This is a genomic window from Armatimonas sp. (assembly GCF_964826245.1).
This window is the reverse complement of record NZ_CBAYMC010000026.1, coordinates 1-25,826: the sequence shown is the minus strand read 5'-3', so window position 1 is coordinate 25,826 and position 25,826 is coordinate 1. Positions and strand designations below refer to the sequence as shown.

The following is a 25,826-nucleotide window of genomic DNA, read 5'->3' as shown; positions in this document are numbered from 1 at the left end:
GCTATCGCCGCCCACCGTATGGGAGATATAGATATTGCCCTTTTCGTCTTGCGCCACGCCCTGCGTATCGCCCCACTTGTGCGTGTCAGGTGGGATAAGCCAGTCGTGGATGCACTCGTAGCGCAGGGAGCCCGCGCCTAAGATCAGCTTGGGCGCGTTCTGCGCGGCCTCCGCATCGCCCGAGACAAGCAAGTCGGTGATCACCGCAGCGGCTGCCGTCGCCCCGGCTTTCAGAAGAAGGTTGCGGCGGGTCAGGAGGCCACGCTGCTCCAGAGGAAGATCGTTTTCCGTAAACTTTTCGTTCATGGCAGTTGCTTCGACAGCCACAAGAGGTTTTCCTGCGTTTTTCGCCGCCGATTAGAAATCGGCGTCTGCAGTGGCTTCGTTCCTCAGCCGCAAAGCCCGTTCCGGGCTGGTGGGGGATTGGGTAGTCTTTGTGGTATGGGAGTGAATCGTCGTTTTCGCCTATTTTTCCGCAAGAGTTTTCTGAGCCGCTATCCTGAGTTTGCCGAGGTGAACTGCATGCCTATTACACGATTGAAATTGGCATTGGTTCCGACTGGACAAAACTAGAGGGAGCCTATCAAGCGGCTTGGCATCCTGGGAGAACTCGCATGGGAAGCTATCTTGAGAACGTGAGAGGAGACTTTTGGTGGAACCTTCTCTCCACGGAGAAGCTGCGCCTCCTAAACCGGAAGACAGCACATCAAGAGTGGGTTTACACCAAAGATGGCGACGAGGCGGAGATTTTCTTGGCTGCCTTCGATGATTTTGCGCAACGGTTCGAGACTTTTGTTTTGGCACCATTTCACACACGTCTTGCTGATGCGGTCGCTGATGATGCCCAATGAAATTGAGCGTCGGCAGTTGCGCAAGTGCCACGAAGCCCGTGCTGGGCTAGGGAAGTTGGTAGCCCGGCACGGGCTTTGCGGCTGAGGAACGAAGCCACTGCAGACGCCTAATTTCATTGGGCGCTCTCTTCGGGCGTGCGTTCCAAGGCAGCTCTAAGTTGATCGTCCGCATGGTGTTGTTTTTGGTTTTTGACGTAGAGAATCGCATTTTCGCGATGGCTATGGCTCAAGGAAAATGCTGCGTAGCCATTGGCCCAGCGAAAGTGCTCATCGTGTGGAAACTCTTCGTTCAGAAGGTGCGAGCTGGTTCCTTTGAGCTGGTGCATGAGCTTTGCCAGACTAACCGATGATGGGAGCATCACAATGAGGTGGACATGATCGGGCATCCCATTAAGTGCTAGAATAGGCACTCGTAGCTTTTCTGCCTCTGCAGAAAGACAGCGATACGCCCGCCGCTCTCGCTCGCCAACCAAGTAGGGCTGACGCTTCCAGGTTGTCCAAACAATGTGTACCGTCAGTGCAATCAAGTTGCGTCGTGATCGTTCCGTAGTTTTCATCTGTCTGTAGAACGGTTGAACTTACTCGGATCTGATAAAAAGGGGCAACTTTTTTGCCGTGTGAGCGCCCAATGGAAATCGGCGTCTGAAGTAGCCTCTAGCTGCAAAGCCCGTTCCGGGCTACTAACTCCACCTCCCCAGCCCGGAACGGGCTTCGCGGCGCTTGCGCCACTGCCGACGCCTAATTCCATTGGGCGATAAACGCAGGATTTTCCGAAATGCTTCGCGAACGTTGCGTCTATGAGACTATTCAATGTTGCCATTATTGGATATGGCTTTGCGGGGCGCTGTTTTCATAGCTACTTAATAGGGCTAACACCGGGGCTAAAGCTCCACGGGATCGCCTCACGTGATCCACAGACGCGAGAGCGGATCGTGCGCGATCGTGGCTGCCGGGCGTATGCAGGGCTGGACGATGTCCTCAAAGACGACACCATTGATCTCGTGGTGCTTGCGTCACCGTCGGCGGTGCACTGCGAGCAGGCCGTGGCAGCGCTAGAGGCGGGCAAGAACGTGGTCACCGATAAGATCATGTGCCTCAACCTCGCCGAGTGTGACAAGATGATCGCCGCTGCAGAGCGTAACAAAAGGCTACTCACGGTCTTTCAGAACCGGCGCTGGGACGGTGACTATCTCACCGTGAAGCATCTGATGCAGAGCGGCGAGCTGGGAACGGTGCGCTGGATGGAGCTGGCGTGGCAGGGCTTTGGGGCGTGGGCTGGCTGGCGCGGCGCGGCGGCAATGGGTGGTGGACGCTTCTTTGATCTGGGGGCGCACCTCGTGGATCAGCTCCTCACGCTTCAGGACTCCCCGGCGGAGAGCGTCTACTGCCGCCTGCGCCGCGACTACGACAACAGCGATATTGACTCGGAGGCGCTGATTGTGATCAACTTTGCCAACCGGGCCACGGGAATCGCGGATCTCTCAGGGATGAGCGCCATCTCCAAGCCACGCTTTCGGGTGCATGGGAGCCGCGCCACTTTCGTGAAGTACGGCCTTGATCCGCAAGAGAAAGCCATGATCGCCGGGGAGATTGACACCGCGCTGGAGTCGCCAGAGCACTACGGCGTCCTCCATGATGGCAAGATCGAGCGCCCCATTGTCACCCTGCCCGGTCGCTGGCGTAGCTTCTACGAGAATGTCGCGGAGAACCTTGCCCGAAATGCGCCAATTGCCGTGCCTCTCGCGGACTCGCGGGCGGGGATGCAGGTCATAGATGCCGCCCTGAAGTCCGCAGCAACCGGCGAGGTCGTCCGGCTCTGATTCTAGCGGTACAATAAGTGCCCTGTGCGAATCTTGCAGACCATTGTTAACGGCCCTGAGCCCTGCCCCTATCTTGCCGATCAGAGCTGGACCATGAAGTACCAGCACATCGGCGAGATGGAGCCGGGCGAGTACGAGCGACGGCTCCGGCTGGGCTGGTTCAAGTTTGGGGCGTTCTTGCAGCGCCCTATCTGTGAGGGCTGCAATGAGTGCCTTTCCATGCGGGTTCCAATGGACGAATGGCAGCCCAATCGGATTCAGCGGCGCACTCTGGCAAAGAATGCGGAGCTGCGGATTGAGGTGAGCACCCCCCCGATCTGTGACCCCGAACGCCTGCTGCTCTACAACCGCTACCGGATCGCCCAGACACAAGAGAAGGGCTGGACTCCGACTCTTATGGACTCCGTCTCCTACCAGCGCGAGTTTCTCGTCGGCCCCACCGAGATGACGGAGATCAGCGTGTGGGAGGGGAATCGGCTCAAGGCGATTGTTTTAACCGATGTCGAGCCCAATGCTGTGGCGGGTGTGACGCACTACTACGACCCGGACTGGCGTGAGCGCTCCATCGGGCTCTTTGCCATGCTCCAGACGTTTTTGCTCGCCCGCGAGCTGGGTAAGAAGTGGGTGTATTTAGGCTACTACGTGGAAAACAGCCCGACGATGGGCTACAAGCTCCAGTTCCGCCCCTGCGAGCTACGCGGCTGGGACGGCACCTGGGAGCGCATTGAAAAATAGAGAAATCGGCGTAGTAATTGCGGTAAAATGCTTCTATGAAAAGCAACGCTTGCCACCAGTTTCAGCGCGCCCTCTCGCGCCGTGAGCTCCTCCAGACCAGCGCCTCGGGCTTTGGGATGCTCGCCCTCGCTGGGCTCCTCGCCGACGAAGCCAAGGCGGTGGAGAACCCACTCGCCCCGAAGAAGCCACACTTTCCGCCCAAGGCCAAGCGCGTGATTTTCTTATTTATGCACGGTGGTCCCTCACAAGTAGACACGTTCGACCCAAAGCCCCTGCTCACCCGCGATAGTGGGAAACCCTACGGAGGTCAGCGCCCCCGCGTCGTTTTTGCCCAGACCGGGAACTTACTGGGCTCGCCGTGGCAGTTCAAAAAATACGGCCAGTGCGGCACTGAGGTCAGTGATCTCTTCCCGGAGGTCGCTAAGTTCGTGGACGAGATGTGCGTGATCCGCTCACTTCACGGCAGTAACCCAGCCCATGGCGGCGCTCTGCTCAAAGTCCACACTGGCACCGATGTAGGAATTCGGCCCTCGATGGGAAGCTGGGCAGTCTATGGCCTCGGCACCGAAAACCAAAACCTGCCTGGCTACGTCACGATCTGCCCGACCCTGGGCCACGGCGGCGTCCAGAACTGGAGCTCGGCGTTTCTTCCCGCCTGGACACAGGGCACGCCCATTGGCAACGCGGCTATCAAGGCTAAAGAGGCCAAGCTCGCACACTTAGGCAACGCGGATGCATCGGCGGCGCTCCAGCGGCTCCAGCTGGATAACCTTCATGACTTAGACTCCGAGCAGCTCTCTCACTGGGGTGTGGACCCGGTACTAGAGGGCCGCATCCAGAGCTTCGAGCTGGCGTTTCGCATGCAAGTGGAAGCGCCCAAGCTCATGGACATCTCCAATGAGACCCCGGCCACGCTGGATCTCTACGGCATCAATAAAGAGCCCACCGACAACTTTGGGCGGCAGTGCCTCCTCGCACGGCGCTTCTGCGAGGCGGGTGTTCGCTTCGTTCAAGTGACCCACTCGTACAAGTGGGACCAGCACGGCGACCTGAAAAACGGTCACACGAAAAACGCCGCTGAAGTAGACAAGGGAATCGCCGGGCTCCTCAAGGACCTCAAGCAGCGCGGACTCTTGGAAGACACGCTGGTGCTCTGGGGCGGCGAGTTTGGCCGTACGCCCACTGCCCAAGGTGGCGATGGGCGCGACCACAATCCGCACGGCTTCACGATGTGGATGGCAGGCGGCGGTGTCAATCCTGGTACCGTCTACGGCTCCACCGACGACTACGGCTGGTTCGCGGAGGGTGACAAGTGCCACATCCACGACCTGCACGCCACAATGCTCCATCTGCTGGGCATTGACCACACCAAGCTCACCTACCGCTACGCCGGCCGCGACTATAGGCTCACGGATGTCGAAGGCGTCGTAGCCGCAAAAGTCCTCAAAGACCCAAGTCGCCTAAAAGCCGTCGGGTAAAAAAGCCATGTCACGCATCCGTTTCTCAAAGTTCGATCTGCCGCAGGCACTCCAGAAAGTAGGGCTGACTCGGCTCACCGAGTGGCAGCCAAGCTTCACGCCACTGCCGCTCAGTGCCTACTTTGAGGAAAATATGCAGCGCCTGCGCCGCTTCGACACAGCACGCTCTGAAGGGGCCAAGCTGCTACTCGCGGATGCCTTTTTCGAGGAGGCGATTCAGCCCTACACCAAGCTGCGCATCTTCAAAGAGACCACCATTCAAGGCAACGATACGGGCGGTCTTGTGGACTATCTGGTTGCGCCCGATGGTACGGTTCCTGTGATGCCGTTTCTCTGCGTTTCCGAAGCCAAGAAAGATGACTTTGACAAAGGGCTGGCGCAGTGCCTTGTGGAGATGCAGGCTTGCAGGGAGATCAATGCTAGAGCGGGGCGCGAGATTCCGGTCTTTGGGATCGTCACCAATGGCTCCTCGTGGCAGTTCTACCGCCTGGATGTTACCGGAGACGTCTGGGAAACCTCAACCTACTCCGTTGCACACCCGCAAGAAATCCTCGGAATCCTCGACCATATCTTTGCCCTCTGCGAACAAAACCTGATGTCAGAAAAAAGTTCAAAATAGTCTCTGAATTCCCTTGACTCTCACCTGTACTTGAGGCTGTATGCTGGCTTTGTTCGGTACAGGAGGCGACGACGATGATCAAGATTGGGGACTTTGCGCGGCTGGGGCAGGTGACGGTTCCGACACTCCGGTTCTATGCGGAGGTCGGGCTGCTGAAGCCTGTCTCGGTGGATAGCGCCTCGGGGTATCGCTACTACGCTCTTTCCCAGCTCCCGCGCCTCAATCGCATCATGGCCCTCAAAGACCTGGGCTTCACTCTTCCGCAGATCGAGCAGGTTCTCAACAGAGACCCAAATCTCGACACGCTCCGGGGGATGCTTTCCCTGAAACAGGCCGAGACCGAACAGCTTGTTGCCACCGAGCAGGCACGCCTGTGCCGAATCGAAGCCCGGCTGCAACAGATCGAACAGGAGGATCGAATGTCTGAGTTTGATGTGGCGGTGAAGGCAGTTCCAGCGATGCTGGTGGCCGCGTCCACGGTGACCATTCCCACCAACGACCAAGCGTCTGCGTTTCTAGACCGCGCCTTTGGCGACGTCTTCTGCCAGCTTAATGCCCACGGAGCAAAGCCGGTCGGACCGTGCGGCGCGATCTGGCACCAGGGCTCTGAGGTTCTCGAAAACGAGGTCGCCGAGGTGATTGTCCCCATTGACCGGGCTTTCCCCGCCGCAGAGAGCGTCCAAGTCTACGAGGCACCCGCGCTCCAAGTGGCCGCCGTGGTGCACCAAGGCGGCTACGACAACCTGCCGCTGATGCACAAGGCCCTGCTCCAGTGGATGGAGGCCAACGGCTACGAAGCAGTGGGCTCTTACCGCGAGCTCTACCACAGCCCACCCGATGCAGAAACTCCCGTGCTGGAAGTTCAGTACCCTATCTAAATTAGTGGTGCATTTTATGGTATCATCTATTGGTGACAAAAATGGTATCAAAAAATGAAACGCAATCTTTTACCGTGCGCCTGCCAGCGGAGCTCTACGCGGCGAGTACCGCACTGGCTCAGGAGCGCCAGGTTAGCATGAACGCACTGATTCAGGAGCGCCTCTCGCTTCTAGTGCGTGAGGAAGCGCAGAAAAGCCTCTACGATGCCTTCAGCTTAGTAGGTGAGGACGAAGAAGAGTCGTCGGTTGCTTTTGCGCACGAGGCACAGGCAGAGGTAATCTGTCGCGATGAGTGAGCCAAAACGCGGCGAGCTTTTCTGGATAGACTGGTCACCGGGGCGCGGCTCGGAGCAGCAGGGCCGTCGCCCTGCCCTGATTGTCCAGACCGATAGTGCCAACACCAATCCTCGTTACCCTAACACGATTGTGGTTGCGGTGAGCACCAAGGGCCGTCCTGTTCCTTTTCACATTGCGCTGGAACCCACGGCCCAAAGCGGTCTCAGTGAGCTCTCCTACGCCAAGTGCGAGCAGCTCATGACAATCAGCAAGGAGCGGCTGGGCGAAAAAATCGGCCAGATCACCCCCGAGGAACAGACTGCCGTAGACACCGCCCTGCGCCTGACGCTTACCCTAAACGAATACAGAGGATAGAGATTAATGACGGATTGGAGTCTTGTCGAGGAAGTATTAGAATTTGCGCGAACCGGTTCACTTTTGGCAGGAAACACTTCAGGGATTTTTGAGGAAGTTGCTGTAGAGACAAATTTTGAGGCAGCATCGGATCATGCTCACATCCAATATCTCTGGGACGCTGAAGGTAATGTGAGAGACGATCACCACCCGTGGGCAGATGTGCGTGAGACTGAGATTGGTAATGTCTACGAGGCTTCTTATGAGCGCGAGGACTTAGATGACATAAAATCACGAACTCAAGCATCACAGAGCGAAGCTGCTAAACTTGTTTCAGAAAGGCTCGCGGAACTCTTCTCGGACGCTGTTGAGGAGGTAGCCTCAGATATGGAGCTTCTGATCGAAACCCGTGCGCTCGTGGGACGCGAAAACGCTTTTTTCGAGCAGCTCTTTCATTGGTACAAATCGGGTGTATGGCCTTGTGGGTGGCGTGGACGGTATCCCGAAGGGAAATTGCGAGTGTTTAACCCGCAGGAATAGCCTAAGGAGATGCCGTACTTGTGGGACATGAACATGCTTCAAGACAACACGCAGCGGCTGCTCTCTGCCGCGCTTGCCTCGGACTTTGGCTACCAGCGCCTGGGCTATCTCTGTGACCGGATCGGAAATCGCTTGTCGGGCTCCAAAGGGCTGGAGAAGGCGGTGAGCTGGGCGGAGAGTGAGCTGCGGCGCGATGGGCTGGAGAATGTCCGTGCGGAGCCGGTGCTGGTGCCTAAGTGGGTGCGCGGGAAAGAGTCGGCGATGCTGCTCGCGCCCGAGAAGCGCCCGCTGGTGATGCTGGGCCTGGGCGGCAGTGTCGGGGGGCGCGTGACAGCTCCGGTCTTGGTGGTGGAGAGCTTCGATGAGCTGGCGGCGCGGTCAGGCGAGGTGCGCGGGAAAATTGTCTGCTTCAATGCGGCGTTTACGAACTACGGCGCGACCGTGCGCTACCGGGCAACGGGCGCGAGCGAGGCGGCGAAGCTTGGGGCGGTAGGCGTCTTGGTGCGCTCCGTGGGGCCGACCAGCCTGCGGACGCCGCACACGGGAGCGCTACGCTACACCGACGGTGTCAAGAAGATCCCCGCGGCGGCTATCACCATTGAGGACGCCACGCAGCTTGCGCGGATGCAGGCACACGGCGAGAGCCCCGTGGTAGAGCTCGCCATGCAGGCACACTTCGAGAAAGACGCCCGCTCGGCCAATGTGATCGGGGAGTGGCGCGGTCGCGAAAAGCCCGATGAGATCGTCCTGGTGGGCGGGCACTTGGATAGCTGGGATGTCGGCCAAGGTGCCCATGACGATGGCGGTGGCTGCATCGTAAGCTGGGAGGCGGTGCGGCTCCTGAAAGCACTCAATATTCGGCCAAGGCGCACCGTGCGGGTCTGCTTGTTCACCAACGAAGAGAATGGCTCCCGGGGCGGCGAAGCCTACGCGGCGGCACATAAAACGGAGAAGCACGTCCTCGCCATCGAGACCGATGGCGGCGTGGACACTCCCATCGGCTTTGGGTTGAGTACAAAAACGCCCGGTGGAATGGCGCGTGCTCGTGAGATCACCGAGCAACTCAAACTGGAGCTGAAAGAGGGCGGCGGTGGTGCGGATATCGGCCCGATTGGCACGGCAACCGGCTGCCCGACGATGGGGCTGCTCAACGACATGAGCCTCTACTGGAATATCCATCACACCCCTGCCGATACGTTCGACAAAATAGACCTCAAGGCACTCCAAAAATGCATCGCAGCGGTGGCCGTGATGGCCTACTCTGCGGCGGAGCGAGACGAGACGCTTTAAGATTTTTATGCAACCTTCGGCCTGGTTCAGAGGTAAACTGAAACCCATGAGCGAAGTGACGAAAAGGCCAAGAGTGGTTATTGTCGGGGGCGGATTTGGGGGTTGCGAGGCGGCCAAGGGCCTGCGCGCCGCGCCGGTAGACGTTCTCGTTCTCGATAAGACAAACCACTATGTCTTCCAGCCATTGCTCTACCAAGTGGCGACGGCGGCGCTGGCCCCCACCGAGATCACCTACCCGATCCGCACCATTCTCAGAAAACAGAAAAACGCGACGGTCTGGCTGGCTGAGGTGACCGGCGTGGATGTCAACGCGAAAACCCTCTCGACATCAGAGGGCAAGACGATTTCCTACGACTATCTCATTCTGGCCTGCGGGGCGCGCCATAGCTACTTTGGCCGCGATGACTGGGAGCCACTTGCGCCGGGCCTAAAGACGCTGGGCGATGCGCTGGAGATGCGCCAGCGCTTTCTGATGGCCTTTGAGGAAGCCGAGAAGTGCGACGACCCCGTGCTCCAGCAAGCCTGGCTGACGTTTGTGATTGTCGGCGGCGGCCCGACCGGCTGTGAGCTCGCAGGTGTGCTGCCAGAGATCGCCAAGAGAGCCCTGAGCCCAGACTTCCGGCGCGTCGATCTCCATAAAACGCGGATTCTTTTGATCGAGAACAGCCCCTGCATCCTTAACGCCTTCCCGGAAGATTTAGCCAAGCGGGCCCAGCAGGATCTTACACGCCTTGGGGTGGAGGTGCGCAACGGCGTCAAAGTCACGGATATCCGCCCGGATGGCGTGACACTCTCATCGGGTGAGGAGATCCACGCCCGCACGGTGTTCTGGGCAGCGGGTAACAAAGCCGCGCCGGTTGGCGGGAGCCTGGGCGTCCCGACGGATCGTGCAGGCCGCGTGATTGTCGAGCGCGATCTCTCCATCCCCGGCCACCCGGAAGTGTTTGTGATCGGCGACATGGCCCAAGCCGCCCTCCGCGACTCTAGTGGCGAGCCTATCCCCGAGAAGCTCGTCCCCGGCGTGGCCCAAGGCGCAGTGCAAGGCGGCGCGTGTGCGGCCCGCAACATCATCCGCCGTGTCAATAATCACCCTACAGAGCCCTTTAAGTACCATAATCTCGGGGACTTAGCGGTTCTCGGGCGCGGCGCGGCCATCGCCAACCTGCCAGGTCTGAAGCTCAAAGGCTACCCCGCCTGGTGCGTCTGGCTCTTTATTCATGTCCTGAAGCTCGTCGGCTACCGCAACCGCCTCAATGTCTTGTTAGAGTGGGCCTACGCCTATCTCACCTACCAACGCGGCGCAAGGCTTATCAGTAATCGCCGACGGTGAAGACCTTGCCTTTGCCGGGGGCGACGATCTCTTTTTTGTGCTGGTTGGCGTAGCGCAGGGCAGCGACGAAGTTGAGGTGCGGCTCGGCGATGAACTCTCCGGGGTAGAGGTCGGGCAGGAGGCGCAGAAACGGTGTGCCGCTGCGCCCATCTGGCCCGACGGTCTGGAAAAGATAGCCCATAGCCATCCCCTGGGCTCCGTCTGAGGGGCCCGTGATGGGCAGCAGAATGCGGGCCACCGGGCGGGAGTCGCCTGGTAGCGCGAAGCGTTTCTTAACCATCGGCGGAATACTCACCGTGTCAAAGAGCCAGAGCTGGCCCTCCGTGACCATATCAGCCTGTGTGGTCAGCTCCCCGCCGATCTCGTCGCGTGCCCCGGTTGCTACCGCCCAGATTCCCTTTTCCCACAAGAGAATCGGAAGCGGCTGGACGAGCGTGTCTTTCATCGCTCGCACATAGCTTTCGGCGCGTGTGCTGCGTGTCTTTGCCCACGTGGAGAGCTGGACGATCTCACTCTCGTGATATTGGAGAGCCTCCTCCAGCTCACGGCGGAGCGCAACAGCGAGTTCCGGCATGATCAACATTGTAGAGATAGTCTACCCAGATTCGTCGCGGGTGACGCGAAAGTAGTGGGCGAAAAATGCGTCCACATCGACGGATATCGCGATCTCATGCGGCCCGTTTTTCTCAGCTTGCCAGCGTGTCAGGCCCTCCAGTGGCCCTGGCTCCATCACAGGCGTGACCGTACCACTCTGATAGGTGCACAGCTCGGGGGCAAAAAGCAGCGCGGCGGCGAGAGGATCGTGGAAGGTGAGGTGGTCGGCGTGGTTGAACCAGACCTCCGCCATTCCCAGAGTTGCCGCTAGTGCTCCCCCCGCAGCCGCGAAGCGCTCCCGAACCGGCGCGGCGGGTAGCACGCACTTCAGGGTGACATCCAGCCCCACCGAGAGCAGCTTCCCCGTGCCATGCTTGTAGGTCAGCGCTGTAGCGATGGGGTCGAGAAGCGCATTCCACTCCCGCGCGCCCGGCCCGCCGTCGGTGAAGCGCCCGCACATTAAAACAATGCGCTTGAGTAGCCCCGGTAGCTCGGGATCGGCGGCAAAGAGTGTCCCGATATTGGTCAGAGGCCCCACGGCCAAGAGCGTGATCTCGCCGGGCCGCGAGCGAATCGCATTGCGCAGAAACTCCAGCGCCCCAAAGCCCGTCGGGTAGTCTTTTCGATGGGGCAGGCTCTTGATGGCGGCGTACTGCGCCACGCCCTGCGCGGTGCCGTGGAGCAGTGGCCCCGCAAGTCCTGCATGAATGGGAATCTCCTCGCGTCCTGCCGCCCGGCAGATCACCTCACAGAGCGCGGCTCGCTTGGCTGTATCGCCGGTTGCCGTGGTGATGCCCACCAGCTCGCAGTCTTTCTGGCAGAGAAGATAAGCAAGCGCCACGGCATCGTCGATATCGTTGCCAATATCGGTGTCAAAGAGAACGGGGGTCATCGCTTGGGAGCAGCCTTGGTGAAGGCATCCAGAATGGTCTGGCGCTTGGCATCACTCAGGCGTGGGGCAGTCTTCTTGAGCAGCTCACCAAAAGCGGCAATCTCCTCCGGAGCCGCCGGGCAGCCGATGTTCTGATCCTTGGGCATGACATTGGAGTCGGCGAGTTTCTTGCCTTTATCATCGAGAAAGACGAGAAAAGGCAGGCCGGACTTTGCCCCACCCATCGCCGTCATAAACTCGTTGCTTCCTGCATTCTCCAGCACTTTTTTAGGGCCATTCTCCAGGGCTACCAGCTCCACCATGACGTAGTTTTCTTCCAGAAGCGCCTTCACCTCAGGCTGCGCGATCACTTTCTCCAGCAGGCGGCACCAGCCGCACCACGACGCGCCAAAGTGAATAAAGACATTTTTCTTCTGCTTGCGGGCCGCCTTTGTCGCATCGCTAATAACAGTCTTGGTGGGCTTAGGAGCCGCCGCGGGCTTTTCCTGTCGAAACATTGAACTCTTCCTCCAGAGCCACCATTCGCGAAAAATCTCCTGAAACCCTCTTTCCGCACTGCCCTAAGCCTAGGGAGTCTCTTAACCGAAAGAAAAGGCAAGAAAATGAAGGTCACAACACTTACCATAGATTATCAAGTCACCCGCTCGCGGGACTTCCAGTCCGTGCGGCTGGGCGGCTCGGTGGCGCTGGAGCTCACCGAGGGCGATGACAAGAAAGAGTGCTTAGAAAAAGCCCGCCGCTGGCTCGCCGGGCAGCTCAACGCCGCCGCCGATGAGGAGCTAGAGAACGTCCTCTTCGGCCCCCGGAAATGATCGTCTTTGGTGGCGACGGGCGCAATCTCGCTCCGCCGCCCGATGCCCCCCGCCGCGCCTGCTGGGACTTGCAGGGCGAGTGGGGCAACTTTCTCGGCACGCCTGTCGCGGCCCGCTGGTTTCTCACGGCGACCCATGTCGGCGGCCAGCCCGGCGACACATTTCGCATTGGCAATAAACCCTACACGGCGATTTTGAGCCAAACCATTCCTGGCACCGATATCGCGCTCTGGCGCGTGGACAGGGCTTTTCCCCGCTGGGCGACGCTCTGCGAAGGCGATGAAGTGGGGCGTGAGGCGCTGTACTTTGGTCGGGGAACAGCGCGTGGCCTGGAGCTTCCGGGCAAGGGCTGGCGCTGGGGGCCGATCGACCATAAGCAGAGCTGGGGCACGAACAAAATCGAGCGAGTCTTTACCAGTAAGCCCTACGGTGAGCTGCTCTTTGCGACTTTCGATAAAAATGCCGGCCCCGATGAAGCCACGCTCTCGGATGGCGACAGCGGCGGTGGGGTCTTTGTCAAAAGCCGCGAGGGCAAGTGGCGACTGGCGGGCCTCAACCACGACATCAACCCCGGCGACGATGGGATAGATCGCTTCTACAGCACCACGGGGCGCAAAGACGAGCTCTTCCGCGCCGCCCTCTACGACGGTCGTGGGCTCTTTCTGGGCACACCCGAAACGCTCAAGCTACTCGCAGACAACAGACCGCTTCCCACCGTCATTGCCGCACAACGGCTCTCTACCTATCTTCCTGCCATCCAGAGAATCCTTGCTCGCCCCGACAGTGCTTGGCCCACCCAGCCCGCACTGCTCGAAACGCGCCTGGCAAAGCGCGGCGGCGTGGCCCTTGCGGGAGCCAGCGTGCTCGGTTTGGCCGCCTACACGATCTACCGGAGCTGCCGTCGGGTATCCTGAAGGGCATGCGCATCGCTCTGGCTCTGCTCTGTCTCCTGGTGATCGGAAGTGTCCTGCTCGAAGCCTTCGAGGGGCTCGTGCTTCCCCGGCGCATCAGCCGCCCGCTCCGAGCGGTTCGCCTCTTTTATGTCGCCCTCTGGAAGAGCTGGCGCAGTATCGGGCGGCGCTTGCGGCCCGGCATCCGTGACGACTGGTTTGCGGTCTATGGCCCGTTCTCGGTGCTGGCGCTGTTTATCGGCTGGGGAATGCTCTTGGTCTTCGCCTTCGCAGGCCTCGGCTGGTCGCTCCGCCTGCCCATCAGCGCCCCAGAGCCGACCGTCACGTTTGCGACCTACCTCTACCTCTCGGCCACGACTTTCATCACGCTTGGCTTTGGCGATGTCGCCCCGCGCACCAGCCTTGCCCGCGCCATCACAGACTGCGAGGCCGCGCTCGGTTTTGGTTTTCTCGCCATTGTGATCGCCTACCTGCCCGTGCTCTACCAAGCCTTCGCCAAGCGCGAAGTCGAGATCGGGATGCTCGATGCCCGCGCCTCCACGCCCCCGAGTGCGGGAGAGCTTCTCAAGCGCATCGGCGGCTGCCCCGACCTCGGCGACCTCAAAGACACGCTCAAGAACTGGGAGCGCTGGTCCGCCGAGCTGCTCGAAAGCCATCTTTCCTACCCCTCCCTCATGTACTGGCGCTCCCAGCACGACCGGCAGAGCTGGCTGGGAACCCTCACGACGATCCTGGATACCTGCGCCCTGATTATCGCCACCCAGCAAAAAAGCGCCCTGCTCTACCAGGCGCGCCTGACCTTCGCGATGGCCCGCCACGCCGCCGTGGACCTGCGCCTCGCATTGAATCGAACGCCCCTCACGCCGGATCGGCTCCCCGAAGCTGAGCAAGAAGCGCTCTTCACGCTCCTCACCGACGCCGGAATGACGCTGGACACCTCGCCCGAAGCCCATGCGCACTTCCGCGAGCTCCGCGCCCTCTACGAACCGCATCTCGCTGCGCTGGCCCAGTGGCTAGAGCTCTCGCTCCCGACCATCGCCCCCAACCCCCACGCCCACGACCACTGGCGCATGAGCACCGATCCCTCGGGGCACTTTTTCAATATCGGGTGATCGCCCCGCTCCAACCGGGGCGATCACGTTACACCTCAAACTCTCTTTCTTCCACTTGTACCGACTGCTCCAGCGGCTTGCCGTCGAGGCTGCGGCGTACTCGCCAGGCGCGTTGGGAAAACGCCACTGTTCCGACCCGAAGCGCGTCGTGGGCTTCAAACTGCGGGTGGCGGACGTAGAACCCGCCGGGAGGAAGCAGAAACTCGTCGGTTTCGTAGTTGTCCTCACGGAAATTAGCGACCACACGAGTACCGTCGGTGTAGAGCGTCTCTTGCACCTGCCGATCCGGTGTCAGAAAACGGTGCGACTTGAGAAACGCCGCGAAGGTAAGCTGGTGCAGTGGACAGAGAATCGCGAGGGCAGCGGCAAGGAACCCCTCACCGATAGGCTCAAGAACGGTTCCCAAAGTGATCAGAGGAGCATCGAGGAAGAGAAGTTGTCGGGGGAATAGAAAAGGATTGGCAGCACGGCTCGTATAGGCCACCGAGGAAAAGGTCACGATGGCATCTCTCCAGACCACAGCATGGGAGAGACAACTGTCAAACTGCCAACAGAAATCTGTGGTTGTGGCCATCCAGTCATTGAGTCCCCCCGTTATCAAGGAAAATTGCGTTTGTAGCTCTCTGACTTCTCGCAGACGCTGCTCCATCTCTTCCCAAGAGCCGTCTGGGTGTCCCATGAGGCCATTGTAGCTAGCTGCGCTGACCAGCTCCATCCCCGCCTCGCGCCAGGCCGCGACGCGAGGTTCTTGATAGTGGGGCGTATATGAAAGGGGTTCGTCACTACCAATGGAAACGGTTCCCCACATCCGCCACCCCGCTGACTGCCAGGCATGGATCAGTTCTACCTCTTGTTCTGCGGTGAGCCCAAGCCACTGGGGAAGCATCACGATCGGCTTTGGGAACTCGTGTACTCTCTGCCACCTTGCAGGTAGCGCGAGGAGTGTCCCCTCCGGTATCTCTTGCTTCGGGATCGGTGTGATGGGACTAATGGCGACTGCTCCAAGGAGTGACTCTAGCTGGGGGCGTTCCCGCATTCGCATCCGTAGGGTGCGGTGATGACGCTCCCCAACCAGCTTATCCCGGTAGGCTTTGCAGATGGCAACCCCATCTCCCTTGGGTAAGACAACGATTCGAATATCCAGCCGTCGCCGCTCCGGGTCGCGCTGGTACTCCCAGTTAAAGGCCATCCCAGACTTTGGATAGCTCACTCGTGCCGTGGCGTAGGCGGAGTCCGTGAGGAGTGCCAAGGCACTTTCCCGGCGTACGGCTCCGAGAAAGGGCATTCGAAGCGTGTACCAGATACTCCCAGCAATCTCATGGGACGGCTCAGCCTCTTCCCAGAAAAGATGCTCCGGCCACTGGTCATCCCCCGTTGGCCAAAAAAGATACTCCCCCTCGGTGCAAACCGACGCCAGCCCCGGCAGGAGTCCCACGCGTTCCAGTAGGTGCGTCTTACTATCGCGGCTGGCCTCAACTGTGAGCTGGATGTCTTTAGAGCCACAGATGAGATAGATGTCAATCGGGACGCCGCCTGGTGCATCGAGGCCCAGCAAGATGCGCTTGCCCGCCGCGCCCATCTTCTCGGCGATGCTGATGAGCTTGCACTCACCAAAATCCGTTCGGGTGACTGCGCCCGTTGCGCGGTCTTTGAGCTCAATCCAGCCCAGCGAGAGCGCCGTGGCCCAGACGGTCTTGGTGACGGTCTCGGTGAGCGAGTAGGTCAGGTTGGTGCGATCTAAAACAAACTCATAGTCGCCAAACGCAATCCGAAAGAGGGTATTCACGTAAGGAGTGTACCGCCTAGAGCACCGCCGATCAGAACGGCGGTGCTGGAGAGCCTACGGCTACGAAGGGCCACCCCGGGGGTACCCGGCCCATATTCAGATTAATGGCCCGAAGCGGCCTTTGTAGCGGAGCCTGCGACGCTCTCAAGCCACCCCGCTCTAACCGGGGTGGCTCAGATGCGCTCCCAGCCGGAACGCGAGGGCGAAGATGGTGAGCACGGGGTTGAAGCCGCCATTGGTGACGTGGACGCTGCCATCGCTGACAAAGACATTCTCAAAGCCATGGACGCGCCCGTTGCGATCCACGACGCCCGCACTGGGATCGTCGCTCATGCGGCAGGTGCCCGCCTGGTGCTGGCCGCCAGAGAGAGAGGGAGTGGTCGGAGGGCCGCCCCAGATTTGTTTCGCGCCCGACGCTTGCAGCCACTCGACCGCTTTTTTCTGCAAAAACTGCCCCGTGCGGATCGTCTCCGGGTGCGTGGTTCCACTAAGCCGTGCGACCGGCAGGCCCCAGCGGTCTTTCACCGCCGGGTCGAGCGTGACTCTTGCATCGGGGGAGGGAGTGTCCTGCACGGGGCCTTTGATATCCGAGAGATGGCGGTAGTTTTGGCGCAGCCAGTCCTTCGCCTCTTTTCCCCAGGTCGGCACACCCGGCGCACGGTAGCGCTTCCAGGCGATAATCGGCAGCAGGATAAACTCATCGGCGAGCATCCCACCGCCAATAACCCCCTCGTTGCCGTGGCTCCACTCCGTCGTGGCCGTTGTGACGCCCGGCCCGAGGCCGTCCCAGATCTCATCGGGGAAGAGCGCAGTGGCCCCGACATAGACATGCCCTTGCAGGTGCCGCCCGACCTGATCGTTGCCGATTCCTGAGAGCTGTAAGAGCCGCGCCGACTCAATGGCGCCCGCCGCGACCACGATTTGTTCCGCCGTTGCTGTCTTGGCCTCGTCGCCCACAAAGTACGTCACGCCGCTGGCACGCTTGCCATCGTGCTCGATCTTGGCCGCCATCGCGCCGGTATGTAAGAAAAGCCTTCCCGTGAGCTTTCCACGCGCAATCAGCGTGTTCTGCGAGCCATTTTTCGCGTCCACGGGACAGGCAAACCCGACGCAGTGCTGACAGCGGGTGCACGCAGGCCGCCCCAGATACTCGGTCGAGTTGATCGCCAGCGGCACGGGCAGCGTCCGCCAGCCCAGCGCCTCCGCGCCTTTTCGGTACATCGTGCCTTGCTTGGTGACCGCCATTGGGGGCATGGGGTAGTCGTGTTTGTACTCCGGCAAGTGAAACATTGCCTGAGAGCTTCCGCACACCCCGATCTCGTGCTCCGCTTGCTCGTAGAACGGCGCGAGCTCTTGGTAGTCAATTGGCCAGTCTGCCAGCGACGAGCCTTCGGGGACGCCGTAAGTAGAAGCCATCTTAAAATCTAGCGGATGAAAGCGCCACGCCTGCGCCCCGTAGACCCGCGTCCCGCCGCCGACAGTCGCCGCATTGGCATGGTAGCCCCCGTCCCAAGGCGCGACCGTGCGCGTGTTGGCGACCCGTGGATGATCGCTATCTGGCCCCGCGTTGTGGCCATAGTGTGAGAGCCGCTGGTTTCGCAGATGATCCCGCCCCACTTCCTCAAAGCTCGGCTCGCCGCCGCGCTCTAAGAGCAGCACCCGCCGTCCTGCTTCGGCAAGCAAGCCCGCTGTCACCCCGCCGCCCGCGCCGGAGCCAATCACGATCACGTCGTAGTCAAACTTCATGAGATTAGGTTCGCGATGGCGTTGCTGTCTCCCTGCTAAAACGAAGTGCTGTCAGCCATCCCACGAATGTGCCCAGAACCAAGCCGCCCAAAATCTCGGGGAGGTCGTGGGCATGGGAGGCCCAGAGTGCCCAGGCCATCGCAGGAAGCAGTGGCACGGCCAGCCAGGCCCAGCGCCTGCCTCGTAGGCGAACTAAGCTGACACAAAGCGCTGCGGCTTGGGCCATGTGGCCGCTGGGAAAGGTCGGGTGGCCCGGCCAGACTTGTACCCGCTTGCCTAGCTCCGCCAGAGCTGCCGTGAGGACGATTGCCGCTCCTGCCCGTGCCCAGAACAAAAAAGTCTCTTTCCAGCGAGGTTTCGGCTCATGGAGAAGTGGCTCTTGGGCAATCAGAGCGCCGTAGACAAATAAAATCGTTCCTCCTAAGTCATGGGCAAACTCGGGATAGTTCCAGGGCAAGGTCATGGCATCAGGCTACCCGAATTTTGCGGCGACCGAGCCCCTTAGGTGAGGTATAATTTTTGCATGCCTTATACAGCTGAGATCAGTCGGGCCAAGCCGACGGCGTTTTGCTTTCTTATTGATCAGTCGGGCTCGATGGACGATCCGTACGGGATGGACTCAGGTAAGCGCAAGTGCGATGCGGTGGCCGATGCTGTCAACCGCCTGATCGCGACTCTGGTGCTGCGCTGCGCCAAAGGCGAGGACGTCCGCGACTACTTCCAGATTGCGGTGATTGGCTACGGCGGCGCGGTGCGAACGGGCTTCGGAGCGCAGCTTGCCGGGCGACAGTTTGTCCCGATCTCAGAAGTCGCCGATAACCCGCTGCGAGTCGAGACGCGGGCACGCAAAGAAGACGATGGCACGGGCGGGCTGATCGAGCGTCAGGTGCGCTTCCCGGTCTGGTTCGAGCCCATGGCCAATGGCAATACCCCGATGGTCGCCGCTGTGGAAGAGGCCAACCAGATCGTGAAAGCCTGGACCGAGCTCTACCCGCTCTCGTATCCGCCCAGCATCATCAATATCTCCGATGGCGAGCCCACCGATGGTAGCCCGCGCCCGGCTGCGGACAAGCTTAAAAACCTCGGCACCAACGATGGCAAGGCGCTCTTTTTCAATATCCATATCTCCGGAGCCGCCAAGCGCCCCGTGGAGTTCCCGGACTCACAGATTGGCCTGCCCGACGAGTACGCGCAGATGCTCTTTGAGATCAGCAGCGTGCTCCCGCCCAAGCTCCGTGACGAGGCCAAGCGCGAAGGATTTGCCACCAGCGAAAACTCGCGCGGCTTCGCCTTCAACGCCGACCTGCGCTCCCTGGTGCAGTTCCTCGATATCGGCACCCGAACGGCGGACCTGCGCTAGAAGACGAGAGGAAAGGTATTGAACGATGTCTCTTACGCTTGAGCTTCCTGAGAGTCTCCAAAATCGGTTGGAGAGAGTCATTCATCGAGGAGGGAACGCCGAACAGTTCGCCCTTGCCGCCATTTCGACCGCCTTAGACTCTCTGGAGGGCCACGAGAAAACACAAGCTGAGGAGCAGGCATGGTGGGCCTCTCTGTCTTCTGACCAGAAGCAAGCGGAGATTGAGATCTTGCGGAAGTCTCTGGAGGCTTGTGACCAGGGGAGAAAGAGCCCCGAAGCGGAGGTTTTTGCCCGCATCCGTCGTGCTAAGCTCGCTCAGGAGAAACCGTGAGCTCTTCTCTGGCGATTGAGTACGGTGAGATCGCAGAGGCACAGATTGAAGACACGTATCTTTTTTTGCAAAGACAGGTAAGCTTTGAGTATGCCGAGCGATGGTTAGCCGGACTTCAAAAAAGTGTCCAAGACGAAGCAATGCTGCGTTCTTCTTTGCCGGGATGGTACAACATTGCTCCTGAGTCGTCTGATTTTGGAGAGCGCATAATCTATGTGATCCGCTACCGTATTGGCAATGGATGGCAGATTTTGTATGAGCTGGCGGATGAAGATGGGGATGGGCAGGAAGATACTTTGTTGGTTCTGAAAGTCAGGAGTGCGGTGATGAATACTCAGCCCGAAGACGAGGAGAGCGCTACATGAAGCTGATTCGGGCGCTCACGGCTCCCAAGGACGGCAACTCCGACGAGCAGTACGAGGATGCTTGGGCACTCTCGGAGACGCGCCCGGTGCTGGCTGTGGCCGATGGCGCCTCGGCGGCGGTCTATGCCCGCGAGTGGGCACAGCTTCTCGTTGCAGAGTTTGCCCGCGATCAGGCCTTCCCCGATGACGATGAGGCATTCTGGACACAGGTGAGCGAGCTGGGAGCACGCTGGAAAAGCAGTGTGGGCACCGGCGCGACTTCCTGGTACGCACAAGAGAAGCTTCCCCAGGGCTCGCAAGCATCGCTCCTGGTGCTGGAAGTGGAACCCCAGAGTCGCCAGCTCACGGCACGGGCTATCGGCGATGTCTGTCTTTTTCTCGTCGTCAAAGACACGCTCCACTACGCCTTTCCGCTCACCAAGTCCAAGCAGTTCAACTCGCATCCTGGCTTAGTGGCAACCGATCCCACGGCCCTGAAAGACCGCCCGGAGATCGTCCGATTTAGCGCCCGGCTCCCCGCCGCGCCCGTGCGCCTCTTCGCCATGTCCGATGCCGTCGCTGCGTGGTTTCTCTTAGAGTTCGAGCGCAAGCGCAAGCCCTGGAACACTCTCCCCCGCGATACTATCTTTGCCCCTTGGCTCAAAGGCACAAGAGACAGCGGAGCCCTCAAGAACGACGATGTCACGATCATCGAGCTGGAGATCTAGCCTTTATGGGACGACGACCGGGGACGGCGACTTTAGGTGAGCAAGAGACGGAGCTATTGCGCTTTGTGGCGGAGCAGGAGGCGGCGCTGACGGTGCGTGAGGCGGTGGCGTCTTGGGGCGAGCCGCGTGGCCTTGCCCGTACGACAGTGCTGACGATGCTGGAGCGCCTGCGGGAGAAAGGCCACCTGAGCCGCGAGAAAACCAGCGATGGGAACTGGGCCTATCTGCCTGTGCTCCCCAAAGCCGAGCTGCTGAGCGGGCTGGTGCAGAGCTTTGTCGAGCGCACACTGGGCGGCTCGGTCTCGCCGTTTGTGTCGTATCTGGCGGAGGGCGGCGCGAGCCTGACGGTGGAGGAGCGGGCGAAGCTAAAGGCGCTCCTGGAGACTCTGGAGTAGCGTATGGAGGGGGAGCGGCTTCTAAGTGCCTCGCTCTGGGGAACCGGGCTCGCGCTCGCCGTCGCGCTCGTTTGCCGCTGCTTTCCCAAGATTCCCGCCGCGGTGCGCTTTTGGCTCTGGTGGGCGGTTCCGGCCAAGCTACTCTTGGGGCTGATCCCGGCTCTGACACTGGCCCTGCTGCCTGCGCCAAAGCAAAACACCCTCCCTTCAACAGAAATTGCCCTCGAAATATCGCCCCAGACCAGCGCATCAAAGCAAAAGACCTCTTTCCCAGCGCTCAGGAACCTCGAAAAATCGCCGAGGGACACTGGGACAAAGATTTTGACGCATGAGCGAGAAAAAAAGCCCACTGGCAGGAAGCTTTTGATCTCGTTTTTTCAGTTTTTTTGGCTCATCGGGGCGCTTTTTACTTTTGTCCGGGCCGTGAACGGCCCGGCTCGGATTTGCGCGGTTCTGCGAACCTATCGTTCACAATCTGATGTGTGGGAAGTTCCGGGCATGGGGCCGCTGGTGTTGGGGCTGTTTCGTCCCGTGATCGTGCTTCCCACGGGCCTCAGCGACTCTGAGAAGCGGCTGGCACTGGCGCATGAGCAGGCGCATCTGACGCGCCGCGACCCGTGGCTGGCGCTGGTGCCGCTGGCGGCGCGGGTGGTGTTTTGGTTCTTACCGACGGTTTATCTAGCCGAGCGGATGCTGGCGACGGCGCGGGAAGAGGCGTGCGATGCGCTGGCGCGGCAGACCACGGGGGCGACGGCGCGGGAGTACGGGGCGCTCTTGCTGAAGCTCACACGCTCTTCGCCGGGGACACTGGCGATGGCCTCGCCGGTCTACTCGCAGCTCCAGAGTCGCTTAAAGACACTGGTCGTGCCGCAAAAACGTGTGGCGATCTGGCCGCTGCTCTTGCCTGGAGCGCTGCTGCTCCCCGGCTGGCGGCTGGCCGAGCGAGCGCCTGTAACTAAGAAAGCATCCTTACTTCCGATTTCCTACCAGCGCCTTGATCTGCCCACACTGGGCGGACTCTACAGCGATGCCTTCGCGATCACGGACTCGGGGCAGGTGGTGGGCGCGGCAAACGGGCGTGATGGTCTGGGCCGGGCGACACTCTGGACTGACGGCACGCCCCAAGTGCTCTCGGAGGGGCGCAGCATTGCCTTTGCCGCAAGCGAGACAGGTGGAGTGTTGCTTTCCCGCCTAAAGCCCGGCGGACGGCAGGCGCAGTGGCTTCGGGGCGCGGCGCGGCAGAGCTTGCCGGGGCTTCCGGGCTTTCCGGAGACCGTCGCGGTGGGCATGACAGACTCGGGGCTGATTATCGGGAGCGCTCGCTCGCGAAACGGCGTGGGGACGCGTGCGGTGGTCTGGGAGGGCGGACAGGTGCGTGAGCTGGGAGCGCTGGGCGGGCCGTCTAGCCAAGCCGCCGCCGTGAATTCCCAAGGCTGGGTGGTGGGCAAGGCCGATCTGAGCCCCACCGAGACCCACGCGTTCCTCTACGACGGCACGCAGCTCCGCGATCTGGGCACGCTGGGAGGTCGGCACAGTAAGGCGACCGCGATTAATCGTGCGGGGCAGGTTGTGGGGATGAGCGAGACAGCAACCGGCGAGCGTGTCGCCTTTGTCTGGAGCGAAAAAACCGGGATGCGTGCTCTGCCTGGCACCGATGCCCTCGCCCTGTCCATCGCCGATGATGGGACGATTGTGGGACAGGCCGAGGGGCACGCTGCGCTCTGGAGTCCAGAAGGGAAACGCCTCCCACTCGATCCGTCGCTGCGGATTGCGCGTGGCATCAACCAGCGCGGCGAGATCGTCGGGCAGGGGCAAGTGGGCGAGGATCTGCGTGGCTTCTTGCTCAAGCCCGTTGCTGCCTCCGCCACCAGCGCACCACCCAACCGGTAGCTCCCGCGACAATGAGCCAGAAGGCCCAGGTCAGCACGGTGGGTATCCAGGACAAAACTAAGTCGCGGCGCGGGTGGGTGAGGTTTGCCTTTGGGAGCGCTGGCGGCTCGAAGAGAACAACGGTCACGTTGCTCAGCGCTGTGGCACGCAGAAGCTTCTCGCGCTGGAGCCGCAGCATGTCTTCATCGTTTTCGGCACGTACCAGGCGCTCCTCGACATAGAGCACATCGCTGCCGCGTAGCCGCCGTCCACTGCCTAGCAACCCGTTCAGGCGCACTTGGTGCCCTTTTGAGCGCTCCGCCCGCCGTGCCAGCTCCTCGGATTCTGACCAGCGCTCCAGAGTGGTGGTGCGCTCGCCCGAGGGAATCCCCAGGCCACGGAGCTGGGTGAGCAGTGGCTCCAGCTTCTGGGCAGGGACACTGAGCTGCACCGTTCCATGCCGCCGCCCTTTCTCCGCCACCTGAGAGTGCGCCTGCCGCACCTCGCCGCCACTACTCAGCGTCAGCTCCAAGACTTTCTGGCGCGCGGTCTCGAATGTCTCCACCTTCAGCACCAGCGCCGCCCCCCGCGTCGCTACCGAGTCCGCCGCTTGAACCACACAGGGCACTACCAAGGAAAGGCCCACCAAAACTCCAGAGATACGTCGCATTACACACCTCGACTACAAGATTAGTCAAAGCGTATCATAGACTACATAAATAGTCAATAGGCGAGTGAGAGCTAAGCTAAGCCCCTTTTGCTAAAAGTGCTCCAATCGGCTTGCCAAGGCCGTCGCGGGTGACATAGAACGGGCGCTTCTCCACTTCGTAGGCATGCTTGGGCGAGATTCCCAGCGTGTGGTAGATCGTCGCGTGCAGGTCCTCGATTACCACCGGGTTCTCGATGGTCTTGCACGGGCGCTCGTCGGCGGTCTTGCCGTAGACAAAGCCTTTTTTCACACCACCGCCAAACATCAAGACACTGCCGGCATCGGTGAAGTGACGGTGCATGCCGTAGAACTTGGGCTCGTTGACGATATCCGGAACCGTCACTTGGTCGCGGACACGGGCATCGGGCTTGCCCTCCATCATCATGTCGCGCGAGAACTCCGACGCCAGCACGATCAGGGTTCGGTCGAGTAGGCCGCGCTCTTCCAAGTCTCTGACAAGCTGGGCGATGGGGGCATCTATCTGGCGCTTCATCTCGGTCAGGCGCGTGTGGCCGTTGTCGTGCGTGTCCCAGCCAAAGAACGGGACATACTCGGTGGTCACCTCGATATAGCGCGCCCCCGCCTCGCGCAGGCGGCGCGCCAATAGACACCCCTGCCCAAAGCGCCCCGTGTTGTAGATGTCGTAGCTGGCCTTGGGCTCTTTGGTCAGGTCGAAGGCGGCAGCCGCAGATGATGACAGCAGACGATGCGCGTTGTCCAGCGAGCGCAGCAGGCTCTCTTTCTGGTAGTCCGAGCCCAGCTTCCCGACCACCGACTCCTGGGCGAGCTTTTTATAGAGCGCCTGGCGGCTGGCAAAGCGCGAGGGCGTCATTCCCGCCGGCGGGCGCACAGCCTCGACGGCTTGGTCTGGGTAGGGCAAGTTAAAGGGGCCAAACTCACTCCCCAGAAAGCCTGCCGTCGTAAATGCCTTGAGCTCCTCACCCTCGCCCACATCGAAGCGCTGCCCGATATTGATAAACGCGGGGACGGCCTCGTTGAGCGGCCCAAGCGTCCGCGCGATCACTGAGCCAATGTGCGGCGCCGCGACTGTCTGCGGCGGCGCGTAGCCCGTGTGCCAGTGGTACTGGTGGCGTGAGTGCAGGATCGCTCCCAGATCGCCCGCCCGGTAGGTGCGGATCAGGGTCGCCCGGTCCATCACCTGCGCGACTTTCTCCAGCCCCTGCGAAATTTGAAGCCCATCTACTACGGTCGGGATCGCCGGAAACGTAGACAAGATCTTCTCTGAGGGCGTCCCAGTTTCGTAAGGCGTGTAGCGCTTGGGGTCGAAGGTCTCCGTGTGGGCCATCCCGCCGCCCATCCACAAGACAATCACCGCATCCGCCGTCGCCTTCGGGGCGGGCTGCGCGGCCCAGAGCGGGCGGGCATAGCCCGCCGCCAGCGCGGATAAAAGTAGCTCTCGTCGGTTCATGGTTTTTCTCAATATAACTGAAATTCGGGGCTCATCAGGAGCGCCCATAAAATATCTTCTAGTGCCTCGGGGGTGAGCTTGGTGCCCACCGCCTGACGGATCGTGGCCCGCTCCGTGGCTGTCGGCGGGCGGCTCAGGGCGGTCTGGTAGAGGCCATTGAGCACATCCTCGCCATTGCCCGCGTGGCGGAGCCAAGTGGACGCGCCGGTTTTGAGGCGGGCAGAGAGGAGTGGGCCGTTGGTGAGCTCCAGTGCCTGAAGCGTCGTGGCGACACTCTGGCGCTGCGTGACGGTCTGCTCGCGGTTGGGCCGCCCGAGGGCGCGGGTGAAGGCATCGGCGGTGGTGAGTGCGGCGCGAGCCTCGATCAGGGCGTGTGAAGCTCCCACAACCGCAAAGCGCACCGAGACCTCGCTCGGAGCCTCCTCGACTGCGCCTTGGTCCGGCCCGACCAGCGCACGGAAGCGGGTCGCGCCCTTAGGAACTTCGTAGATCAGCACGGAGTTGGCGTGCGTCCCAATTCCCTCGCCGTAGGTCTTCCCCACTAGGCGCAAGGGCTTGCCCACGATGCTTTTGTCTTTCTGGATCGTCCCAAAGCCAGTTGTTGAGGATAACAAGACACAGTCATCGGCATCGCGCT

31 protein-coding genes are annotated in these 25,826 nt (G+C 60.8%); 20 read left to right on the top strand and 11 right to left on the bottom strand.

What is annotated here, in order from left to right:
* On the bottom strand, positions 1 to 306 hold a 306-nt coding region (locus AC1XOS_RS04420), incomplete at its 3' end, for a twin-arginine translocation signal domain-containing protein (protein WP_481961006.1).
* A gap of 308 nt (positions 307 to 614) precedes the next feature.
* Here AC1XOS_RS04420 and AC1XOS_RS04415 point away from each other — a divergent pair.
* Entirely contained in the window at positions 615 to 851 is a 237-nt protein-coding gene (locus AC1XOS_RS04415) for a hypothetical protein (protein WP_481961005.1), read from the top strand.
* A gap of 113 nt (positions 852 to 964) precedes the next feature.
* Here the strand turns inward: AC1XOS_RS04415 and tnpA are convergent, their stop codons facing one another.
* Positions 965 to 1,408 carry an IS200/IS605 family transposase gene (tnpA, locus tag AC1XOS_RS04410; RefSeq protein WP_481961004.1) on the bottom strand — a complete coding sequence of 148 codons (444 nt, stop codon included), beginning with the start codon at positions 1,406 to 1,408 and terminating at the stop codon, positions 965 to 967.
* A 240-nt stretch (positions 1,409 to 1,648) separates the two neighbouring features.
* Between tnpA and AC1XOS_RS04405 the strand changes: the two genes are divergently transcribed.
* The 10 genes from AC1XOS_RS04405 (at position 1,649) to AC1XOS_RS04360 (ending at position 10,171) form a co-directional block, all read left to right on the top strand.
* Entirely contained in the window at positions 1,649 to 2,671 is a 1,023-nt protein-coding gene (locus AC1XOS_RS04405; protein ID WP_481961003.1) for a Gfo/Idh/MocA family protein, read from the top strand.
* A 24-nt stretch (positions 2,672 to 2,695) separates the two neighbouring features.
* Positions 2,696 to 3,406 carry a hypothetical protein gene (locus AC1XOS_RS04400; RefSeq protein WP_481961002.1) on the top strand — a complete coding sequence of 237 codons (711 nt, stop codon included), beginning with the start codon at positions 2,696 to 2,698 and terminating at the stop codon, positions 3,404 to 3,406.
* Positions 3,407 to 3,441: 35 nt separating this feature from the next.
* Positions 3,442 to 4,884, top strand: coding sequence for a DUF1501 domain-containing protein (locus AC1XOS_RS04395; protein ID WP_481961001.1), 1,443 nt, complete (start codon positions 3,442 to 3,444; stop codon positions 4,882 to 4,884).
* Between the two features lie 7 nt (positions 4,885 to 4,891).
* A complete protein-coding gene (locus AC1XOS_RS04390) occupies positions 4,892 to 5,503 on the top strand; it encodes a hypothetical protein (RefSeq protein ID WP_481961000.1) in 612 nt (203 codons plus the stop codon).
* A 74-nt stretch (positions 5,504 to 5,577) separates the two neighbouring features.
* Positions 5,578 to 6,381: a MerR family transcriptional regulator gene (locus AC1XOS_RS04385; protein WP_481960999.1), complete on the top strand. Its 804-nt coding sequence runs from the start codon at positions 5,578 to 5,580 to the stop codon at positions 6,379 to 6,381.
* A gap of 41 nt (positions 6,382 to 6,422) precedes the next feature.
* Positions 6,423 to 6,677 carry a toxin-antitoxin system HicB family antitoxin gene (locus tag AC1XOS_RS04380; RefSeq protein WP_481961007.1) on the top strand — a complete coding sequence of 85 codons (255 nt, stop codon included), beginning with the start codon at positions 6,423 to 6,425 and terminating at the stop codon, positions 6,675 to 6,677.
* Entirely contained in the window at positions 6,670 to 7,032 is a 363-nt protein-coding gene (locus AC1XOS_RS04375; protein ID WP_481960998.1) for a type II toxin-antitoxin system PemK/MazF family toxin, read from the top strand. Before AC1XOS_RS04380 ends, AC1XOS_RS04375 begins: the two co-directional genes overlap by 8 nt.
* 6 nt (positions 7,033 to 7,038) lie before the next feature.
* Positions 7,039 to 7,551, top strand: coding sequence for a hypothetical protein (locus AC1XOS_RS04370; RefSeq protein ID WP_481960997.1), 513 nt, complete (start codon positions 7,039 to 7,041; stop codon positions 7,549 to 7,551).
* A 9-nt stretch (positions 7,552 to 7,560) separates the two neighbouring features.
* Complete coding sequence (locus AC1XOS_RS04365; protein ID WP_481960996.1) at positions 7,561 to 8,841, top strand: M20/M25/M40 family metallo-hydrolase; 1,281 nt, start codon at positions 7,561 to 7,563, stop codon at positions 8,839 to 8,841.
* 46 nt (positions 8,842 to 8,887) lie between these two features.
* Positions 8,888 to 10,171: an NAD(P)/FAD-dependent oxidoreductase gene (locus AC1XOS_RS04360; protein ID WP_481960995.1), complete on the top strand. Its 1,284-nt coding sequence runs from the start codon at positions 8,888 to 8,890 to the stop codon at positions 10,169 to 10,171.
* Here the strand turns inward: AC1XOS_RS04360 and AC1XOS_RS04355 are convergent.
* The 3 genes from AC1XOS_RS04355 to AC1XOS_RS04345 are packed head-to-tail and all read right to left on the bottom strand — an operon-like array spanning position 10,152 to position 12,154.
* A complete protein-coding gene (locus AC1XOS_RS04355; RefSeq protein WP_481960994.1) occupies positions 10,152 to 10,745 on the bottom strand; it encodes a hypothetical protein in 594 nt (197 codons plus the stop codon). The genes AC1XOS_RS04360 and AC1XOS_RS04355 overlap by 20 nt on opposite strands.
* 21 nt (positions 10,746 to 10,766) lie before the next feature.
* Positions 10,767 to 11,657, bottom strand: a complete 891-nt coding sequence (locus AC1XOS_RS04350; RefSeq protein ID WP_481960993.1) for a nucleoside hydrolase — start codon at positions 11,655 to 11,657, stop codon at positions 10,767 to 10,769.
* Entirely contained in the window at positions 11,654 to 12,154 is a 501-nt protein-coding gene (locus AC1XOS_RS04345) for a thioredoxin family protein (RefSeq protein WP_481960992.1), read from the bottom strand. The genes AC1XOS_RS04350 and AC1XOS_RS04345 overlap by 4 nt, the downstream gene beginning before the upstream one ends.
* A gap of 105 nt (positions 12,155 to 12,259) precedes the next feature.
* Here AC1XOS_RS04345 and AC1XOS_RS04340 point away from each other — a divergent pair, with 105 nt between their 5' ends.
* Genes AC1XOS_RS04340 through AC1XOS_RS04330 form a run of 3 tightly spaced genes read left to right on the top strand, consistent with a single transcriptional unit; the run spans position 12,260 to position 14,492 of the window.
* The gene (locus AC1XOS_RS04340) at positions 12,260 to 12,469 is read left to right on the top strand and encodes a hypothetical protein (RefSeq protein ID WP_481960991.1); all 210 of its coding nucleotides are present in this window, start codon (positions 12,260 to 12,262) and stop codon (positions 12,467 to 12,469) included.
* On the top strand, positions 12,466 to 13,383 hold the full coding sequence (locus tag AC1XOS_RS04335; RefSeq protein ID WP_481960990.1) for a hypothetical protein: 918 nt from the start codon (positions 12,466 to 12,468) through the stop codon (positions 13,381 to 13,383). Before AC1XOS_RS04340 ends, AC1XOS_RS04335 begins: the two co-directional genes overlap by 4 nt.
* Before the next feature lie 5 nt (positions 13,384 to 13,388).
* Positions 13,389 to 14,492 (top strand): potassium channel family protein, encoded by a 1,104-nt coding sequence (locus AC1XOS_RS04330; RefSeq protein ID WP_481960989.1) that lies wholly within the window; start codon positions 13,389 to 13,391, stop codon positions 14,490 to 14,492.
* Between the two features lie 28 nt (positions 14,493 to 14,520).
* On the opposite strand, the gene AC1XOS_RS04325 is transcribed toward AC1XOS_RS04330, so the two are convergent.
* The 3 genes from AC1XOS_RS04325 to AC1XOS_RS04315 form a co-directional block, all read right to left on the bottom strand.
* Entirely contained in the window at positions 14,521 to 16,278 is a 1,758-nt protein-coding gene (locus AC1XOS_RS04325; RefSeq protein WP_481960988.1) for a hypothetical protein, read from the bottom strand.
* Positions 16,279 to 16,437: 159 nt separating this feature from the next.
* Complete coding sequence (locus AC1XOS_RS04320) at positions 16,438 to 18,024, bottom strand: GMC family oxidoreductase (RefSeq protein WP_481960987.1); 1,587 nt, start codon at positions 18,022 to 18,024, stop codon at positions 16,438 to 16,440.
* 4 nt (positions 18,025 to 18,028) lie between these two features.
* Positions 18,029 to 18,487 carry a phosphatase PAP2 family protein gene (locus AC1XOS_RS04315; RefSeq protein WP_481960986.1) on the bottom strand — a complete coding sequence of 153 codons (459 nt, stop codon included), beginning with the start codon at positions 18,485 to 18,487 and terminating at the stop codon, positions 18,029 to 18,031.
* A 60-nt stretch (positions 18,488 to 18,547) separates the two neighbouring features.
* Here AC1XOS_RS04315 and AC1XOS_RS04310 point away from each other — a divergent pair, with 60 nt between their 5' ends.
* From AC1XOS_RS04310 to AC1XOS_RS04285, 6 genes are read left to right on the top strand one after another with little or no spacing between them, the layout of a single operon-like run.
* Positions 18,548 to 19,384, top strand: a complete 837-nt coding sequence (locus tag AC1XOS_RS04310) for a VWA domain-containing protein (RefSeq protein ID WP_481960985.1) — start codon at positions 18,548 to 18,550, stop codon at positions 19,382 to 19,384.
* Positions 19,385 to 19,409: 25 nt separating this feature from the next.
* On the top strand, positions 19,410 to 19,715 hold the full coding sequence (locus AC1XOS_RS04305; protein ID WP_481960984.1) for a hypothetical protein: 306 nt from the start codon (positions 19,410 to 19,412) through the stop codon (positions 19,713 to 19,715).
* Positions 19,712 to 20,080, top strand: coding sequence for a hypothetical protein (locus tag AC1XOS_RS04300; RefSeq protein WP_481960983.1), 369 nt, complete (start codon positions 19,712 to 19,714; stop codon positions 20,078 to 20,080). The genes AC1XOS_RS04305 and AC1XOS_RS04300 overlap by 4 nt, the downstream gene beginning before the upstream one ends.
* Positions 20,077 to 20,787, top strand: a complete 711-nt coding sequence (locus AC1XOS_RS04295; protein ID WP_481960982.1) for a hypothetical protein — start codon at positions 20,077 to 20,079, stop codon at positions 20,785 to 20,787. Before AC1XOS_RS04300 ends, AC1XOS_RS04295 begins: the two co-directional genes overlap by 4 nt.
* 5 nt (positions 20,788 to 20,792) lie before the next feature.
* Positions 20,793 to 21,182: a BlaI/MecI/CopY family transcriptional regulator gene (locus AC1XOS_RS04290; RefSeq protein ID WP_481960981.1), complete on the top strand. Its 390-nt coding sequence runs from the start codon at positions 20,793 to 20,795 to the stop codon at positions 21,180 to 21,182.
* A gap of 3 nt (positions 21,183 to 21,185) precedes the next feature.
* Positions 21,186 to 23,072 (top strand): M56 family metallopeptidase, encoded by a 1,887-nt coding sequence (locus AC1XOS_RS04285; protein ID WP_481960980.1) that lies wholly within the window; start codon positions 21,186 to 21,188, stop codon positions 23,070 to 23,072.
* Here AC1XOS_RS04285 and AC1XOS_RS04280 read toward each other — a convergent pair.
* From AC1XOS_RS04280 to AC1XOS_RS04270, 3 genes are all read right to left on the bottom strand, one after another.
* Positions 23,026 to 23,721, bottom strand: coding sequence for a DUF4349 domain-containing protein (locus AC1XOS_RS04280; protein WP_481960979.1), 696 nt, complete (start codon positions 23,719 to 23,721; stop codon positions 23,026 to 23,028). The genes AC1XOS_RS04285 and AC1XOS_RS04280 overlap by 47 nt on opposite strands.
* 76 nt (positions 23,722 to 23,797) lie before the next feature.
* The gene (locus AC1XOS_RS04275; protein ID WP_481960978.1) at positions 23,798 to 25,189 is read right to left on the bottom strand and encodes a DUF1501 domain-containing protein; all 1,392 of its coding nucleotides are present in this window, start codon (positions 25,187 to 25,189) and stop codon (positions 23,798 to 23,800) included.
* A gap of 8 nt (positions 25,190 to 25,197) precedes the next feature.
* The coding region (locus AC1XOS_RS04270) for an NPCBM/NEW2 domain-containing protein (protein WP_481960977.1) at positions 25,198 to 25,826 on the bottom strand (629 nt) is incomplete at its 5' end.

What these genes read in the sequence shown, in the direction of transcription:
- AC1XOS_RS04395 (WP_481961001.1), top strand. Translation starts at nt 3,442, where the DNA reads ATGAAAAGCAACGCTTGCCACCAGTTTCAGCGCGCCCTCTCGCGCCGT.
- AC1XOS_RS04370 (WP_481960997.1), top strand. Translation starts at nt 7,039, where the DNA reads ATGACGGATTGGAGTCTTGTCGAGGAAGTATTAGAATTTGCGCGAACC.
- AC1XOS_RS04290 (WP_481960981.1), top strand. Translation starts at nt 20,793, where the DNA reads ATGGGACGACGACCGGGGACGGCGACTTTAGGTGAGCAAGAGACGGAG.
- AC1XOS_RS04375 (WP_481960998.1), top strand. Translation starts at nt 6,670, where the DNA reads ATGAGTGAGCCAAAACGCGGCGAGCTTTTCTGGATAGACTGGTCACCG.
- AC1XOS_RS04340 (WP_481960991.1), top strand. Translation starts at nt 12,260, where the DNA reads ATGAAGGTCACAACACTTACCATAGATTATCAAGTCACCCGCTCGCGG.
- AC1XOS_RS04295 (WP_481960982.1), top strand. Translation starts at nt 20,077, where the DNA reads ATGAAGCTGATTCGGGCGCTCACGGCTCCCAAGGACGGCAACTCCGAC.
- AC1XOS_RS04305 (WP_481960984.1), top strand. Translation starts at nt 19,410, where the DNA reads ATGTCTCTTACGCTTGAGCTTCCTGAGAGTCTCCAAAATCGGTTGGAG.
- AC1XOS_RS04310 (WP_481960985.1), top strand. Translation starts at nt 18,548, where the DNA reads ATGCCTTATACAGCTGAGATCAGTCGGGCCAAGCCGACGGCGTTTTGC.
- AC1XOS_RS04315 (WP_481960986.1), bottom strand. Translation starts at nt 18,487, where the DNA reads ATGACCTTGCCCTGGAACTATCCCGAGTTTGCCCATGACTTAGGAGGA.
- AC1XOS_RS04380 (WP_481961007.1), top strand. Translation starts at nt 6,423, where the DNA reads ATGGTATCAAAAAATGAAACGCAATCTTTTACCGTGCGCCTGCCAGCG.
- AC1XOS_RS04335 (WP_481960990.1), top strand. Translation starts at nt 12,466, where the DNA reads ATGATCGTCTTTGGTGGCGACGGGCGCAATCTCGCTCCGCCGCCCGAT.
- AC1XOS_RS04280 (WP_481960979.1), bottom strand. Translation starts at nt 23,721, where the DNA reads ATGCGACGTATCTCTGGAGTTTTGGTGGGCCTTTCCTTGGTAGTGCCC.
- AC1XOS_RS04385 (WP_481960999.1), top strand. Translation starts at nt 5,578, where the DNA reads ATGATCAAGATTGGGGACTTTGCGCGGCTGGGGCAGGTGACGGTTCCG.
- AC1XOS_RS04355 (WP_481960994.1), bottom strand. Translation starts at nt 10,745, where the DNA reads ATGCCGGAACTCGCTGTTGCGCTCCGCCGTGAGCTGGAGGAGGCTCTC.
- AC1XOS_RS04350 (WP_481960993.1), bottom strand. Translation starts at nt 11,657, where the DNA reads ATGACCCCCGTTCTCTTTGACACCGATATTGGCAACGATATCGACGAT.
- tnpA (WP_481961004.1), bottom strand. Translation starts at nt 1,408, where the DNA reads ATGAAAACTACGGAACGATCACGACGCAACTTGATTGCACTGACGGTA.
- AC1XOS_RS04390 (WP_481961000.1), top strand. Translation starts at nt 4,892, where the DNA reads ATGTCACGCATCCGTTTCTCAAAGTTCGATCTGCCGCAGGCACTCCAG.
- AC1XOS_RS04330 (WP_481960989.1), top strand. Translation starts at nt 13,389, where the DNA reads ATGCGCATCGCTCTGGCTCTGCTCTGTCTCCTGGTGATCGGAAGTGTC.
- AC1XOS_RS04405 (WP_481961003.1), top strand. Translation starts at nt 1,649, where the DNA reads ATGAGACTATTCAATGTTGCCATTATTGGATATGGCTTTGCGGGGCGC.
- AC1XOS_RS04415 (WP_481961005.1), top strand. Translation starts at nt 615, where the DNA reads ATGGGAAGCTATCTTGAGAACGTGAGAGGAGACTTTTGGTGGAACCTT.
- AC1XOS_RS04365 (WP_481960996.1), top strand. Translation starts at nt 7,561, where the DNA reads ATGCCGTACTTGTGGGACATGAACATGCTTCAAGACAACACGCAGCGG.
- AC1XOS_RS04345 (WP_481960992.1), bottom strand. Translation starts at nt 12,154, where the DNA reads ATGTTTCGACAGGAAAAGCCCGCGGCGGCTCCTAAGCCCACCAAGACT.
- AC1XOS_RS04360 (WP_481960995.1), top strand. Translation starts at nt 8,888, where the DNA reads ATGAGCGAAGTGACGAAAAGGCCAAGAGTGGTTATTGTCGGGGGCGGA.
- AC1XOS_RS04285 (WP_481960980.1), top strand. Translation starts at nt 21,186, where the DNA reads ATGGAGGGGGAGCGGCTTCTAAGTGCCTCGCTCTGGGGAACCGGGCTC.
- AC1XOS_RS04275 (WP_481960978.1), bottom strand. Translation starts at nt 25,189, where the DNA reads ATGAACCGACGAGAGCTACTTTTATCCGCGCTGGCGGCGGGCTATGCC.
- AC1XOS_RS04320 (WP_481960987.1), bottom strand. Translation starts at nt 18,024, where the DNA reads ATGAAGTTTGACTACGACGTGATCGTGATTGGCTCCGGCGCGGGCGGC.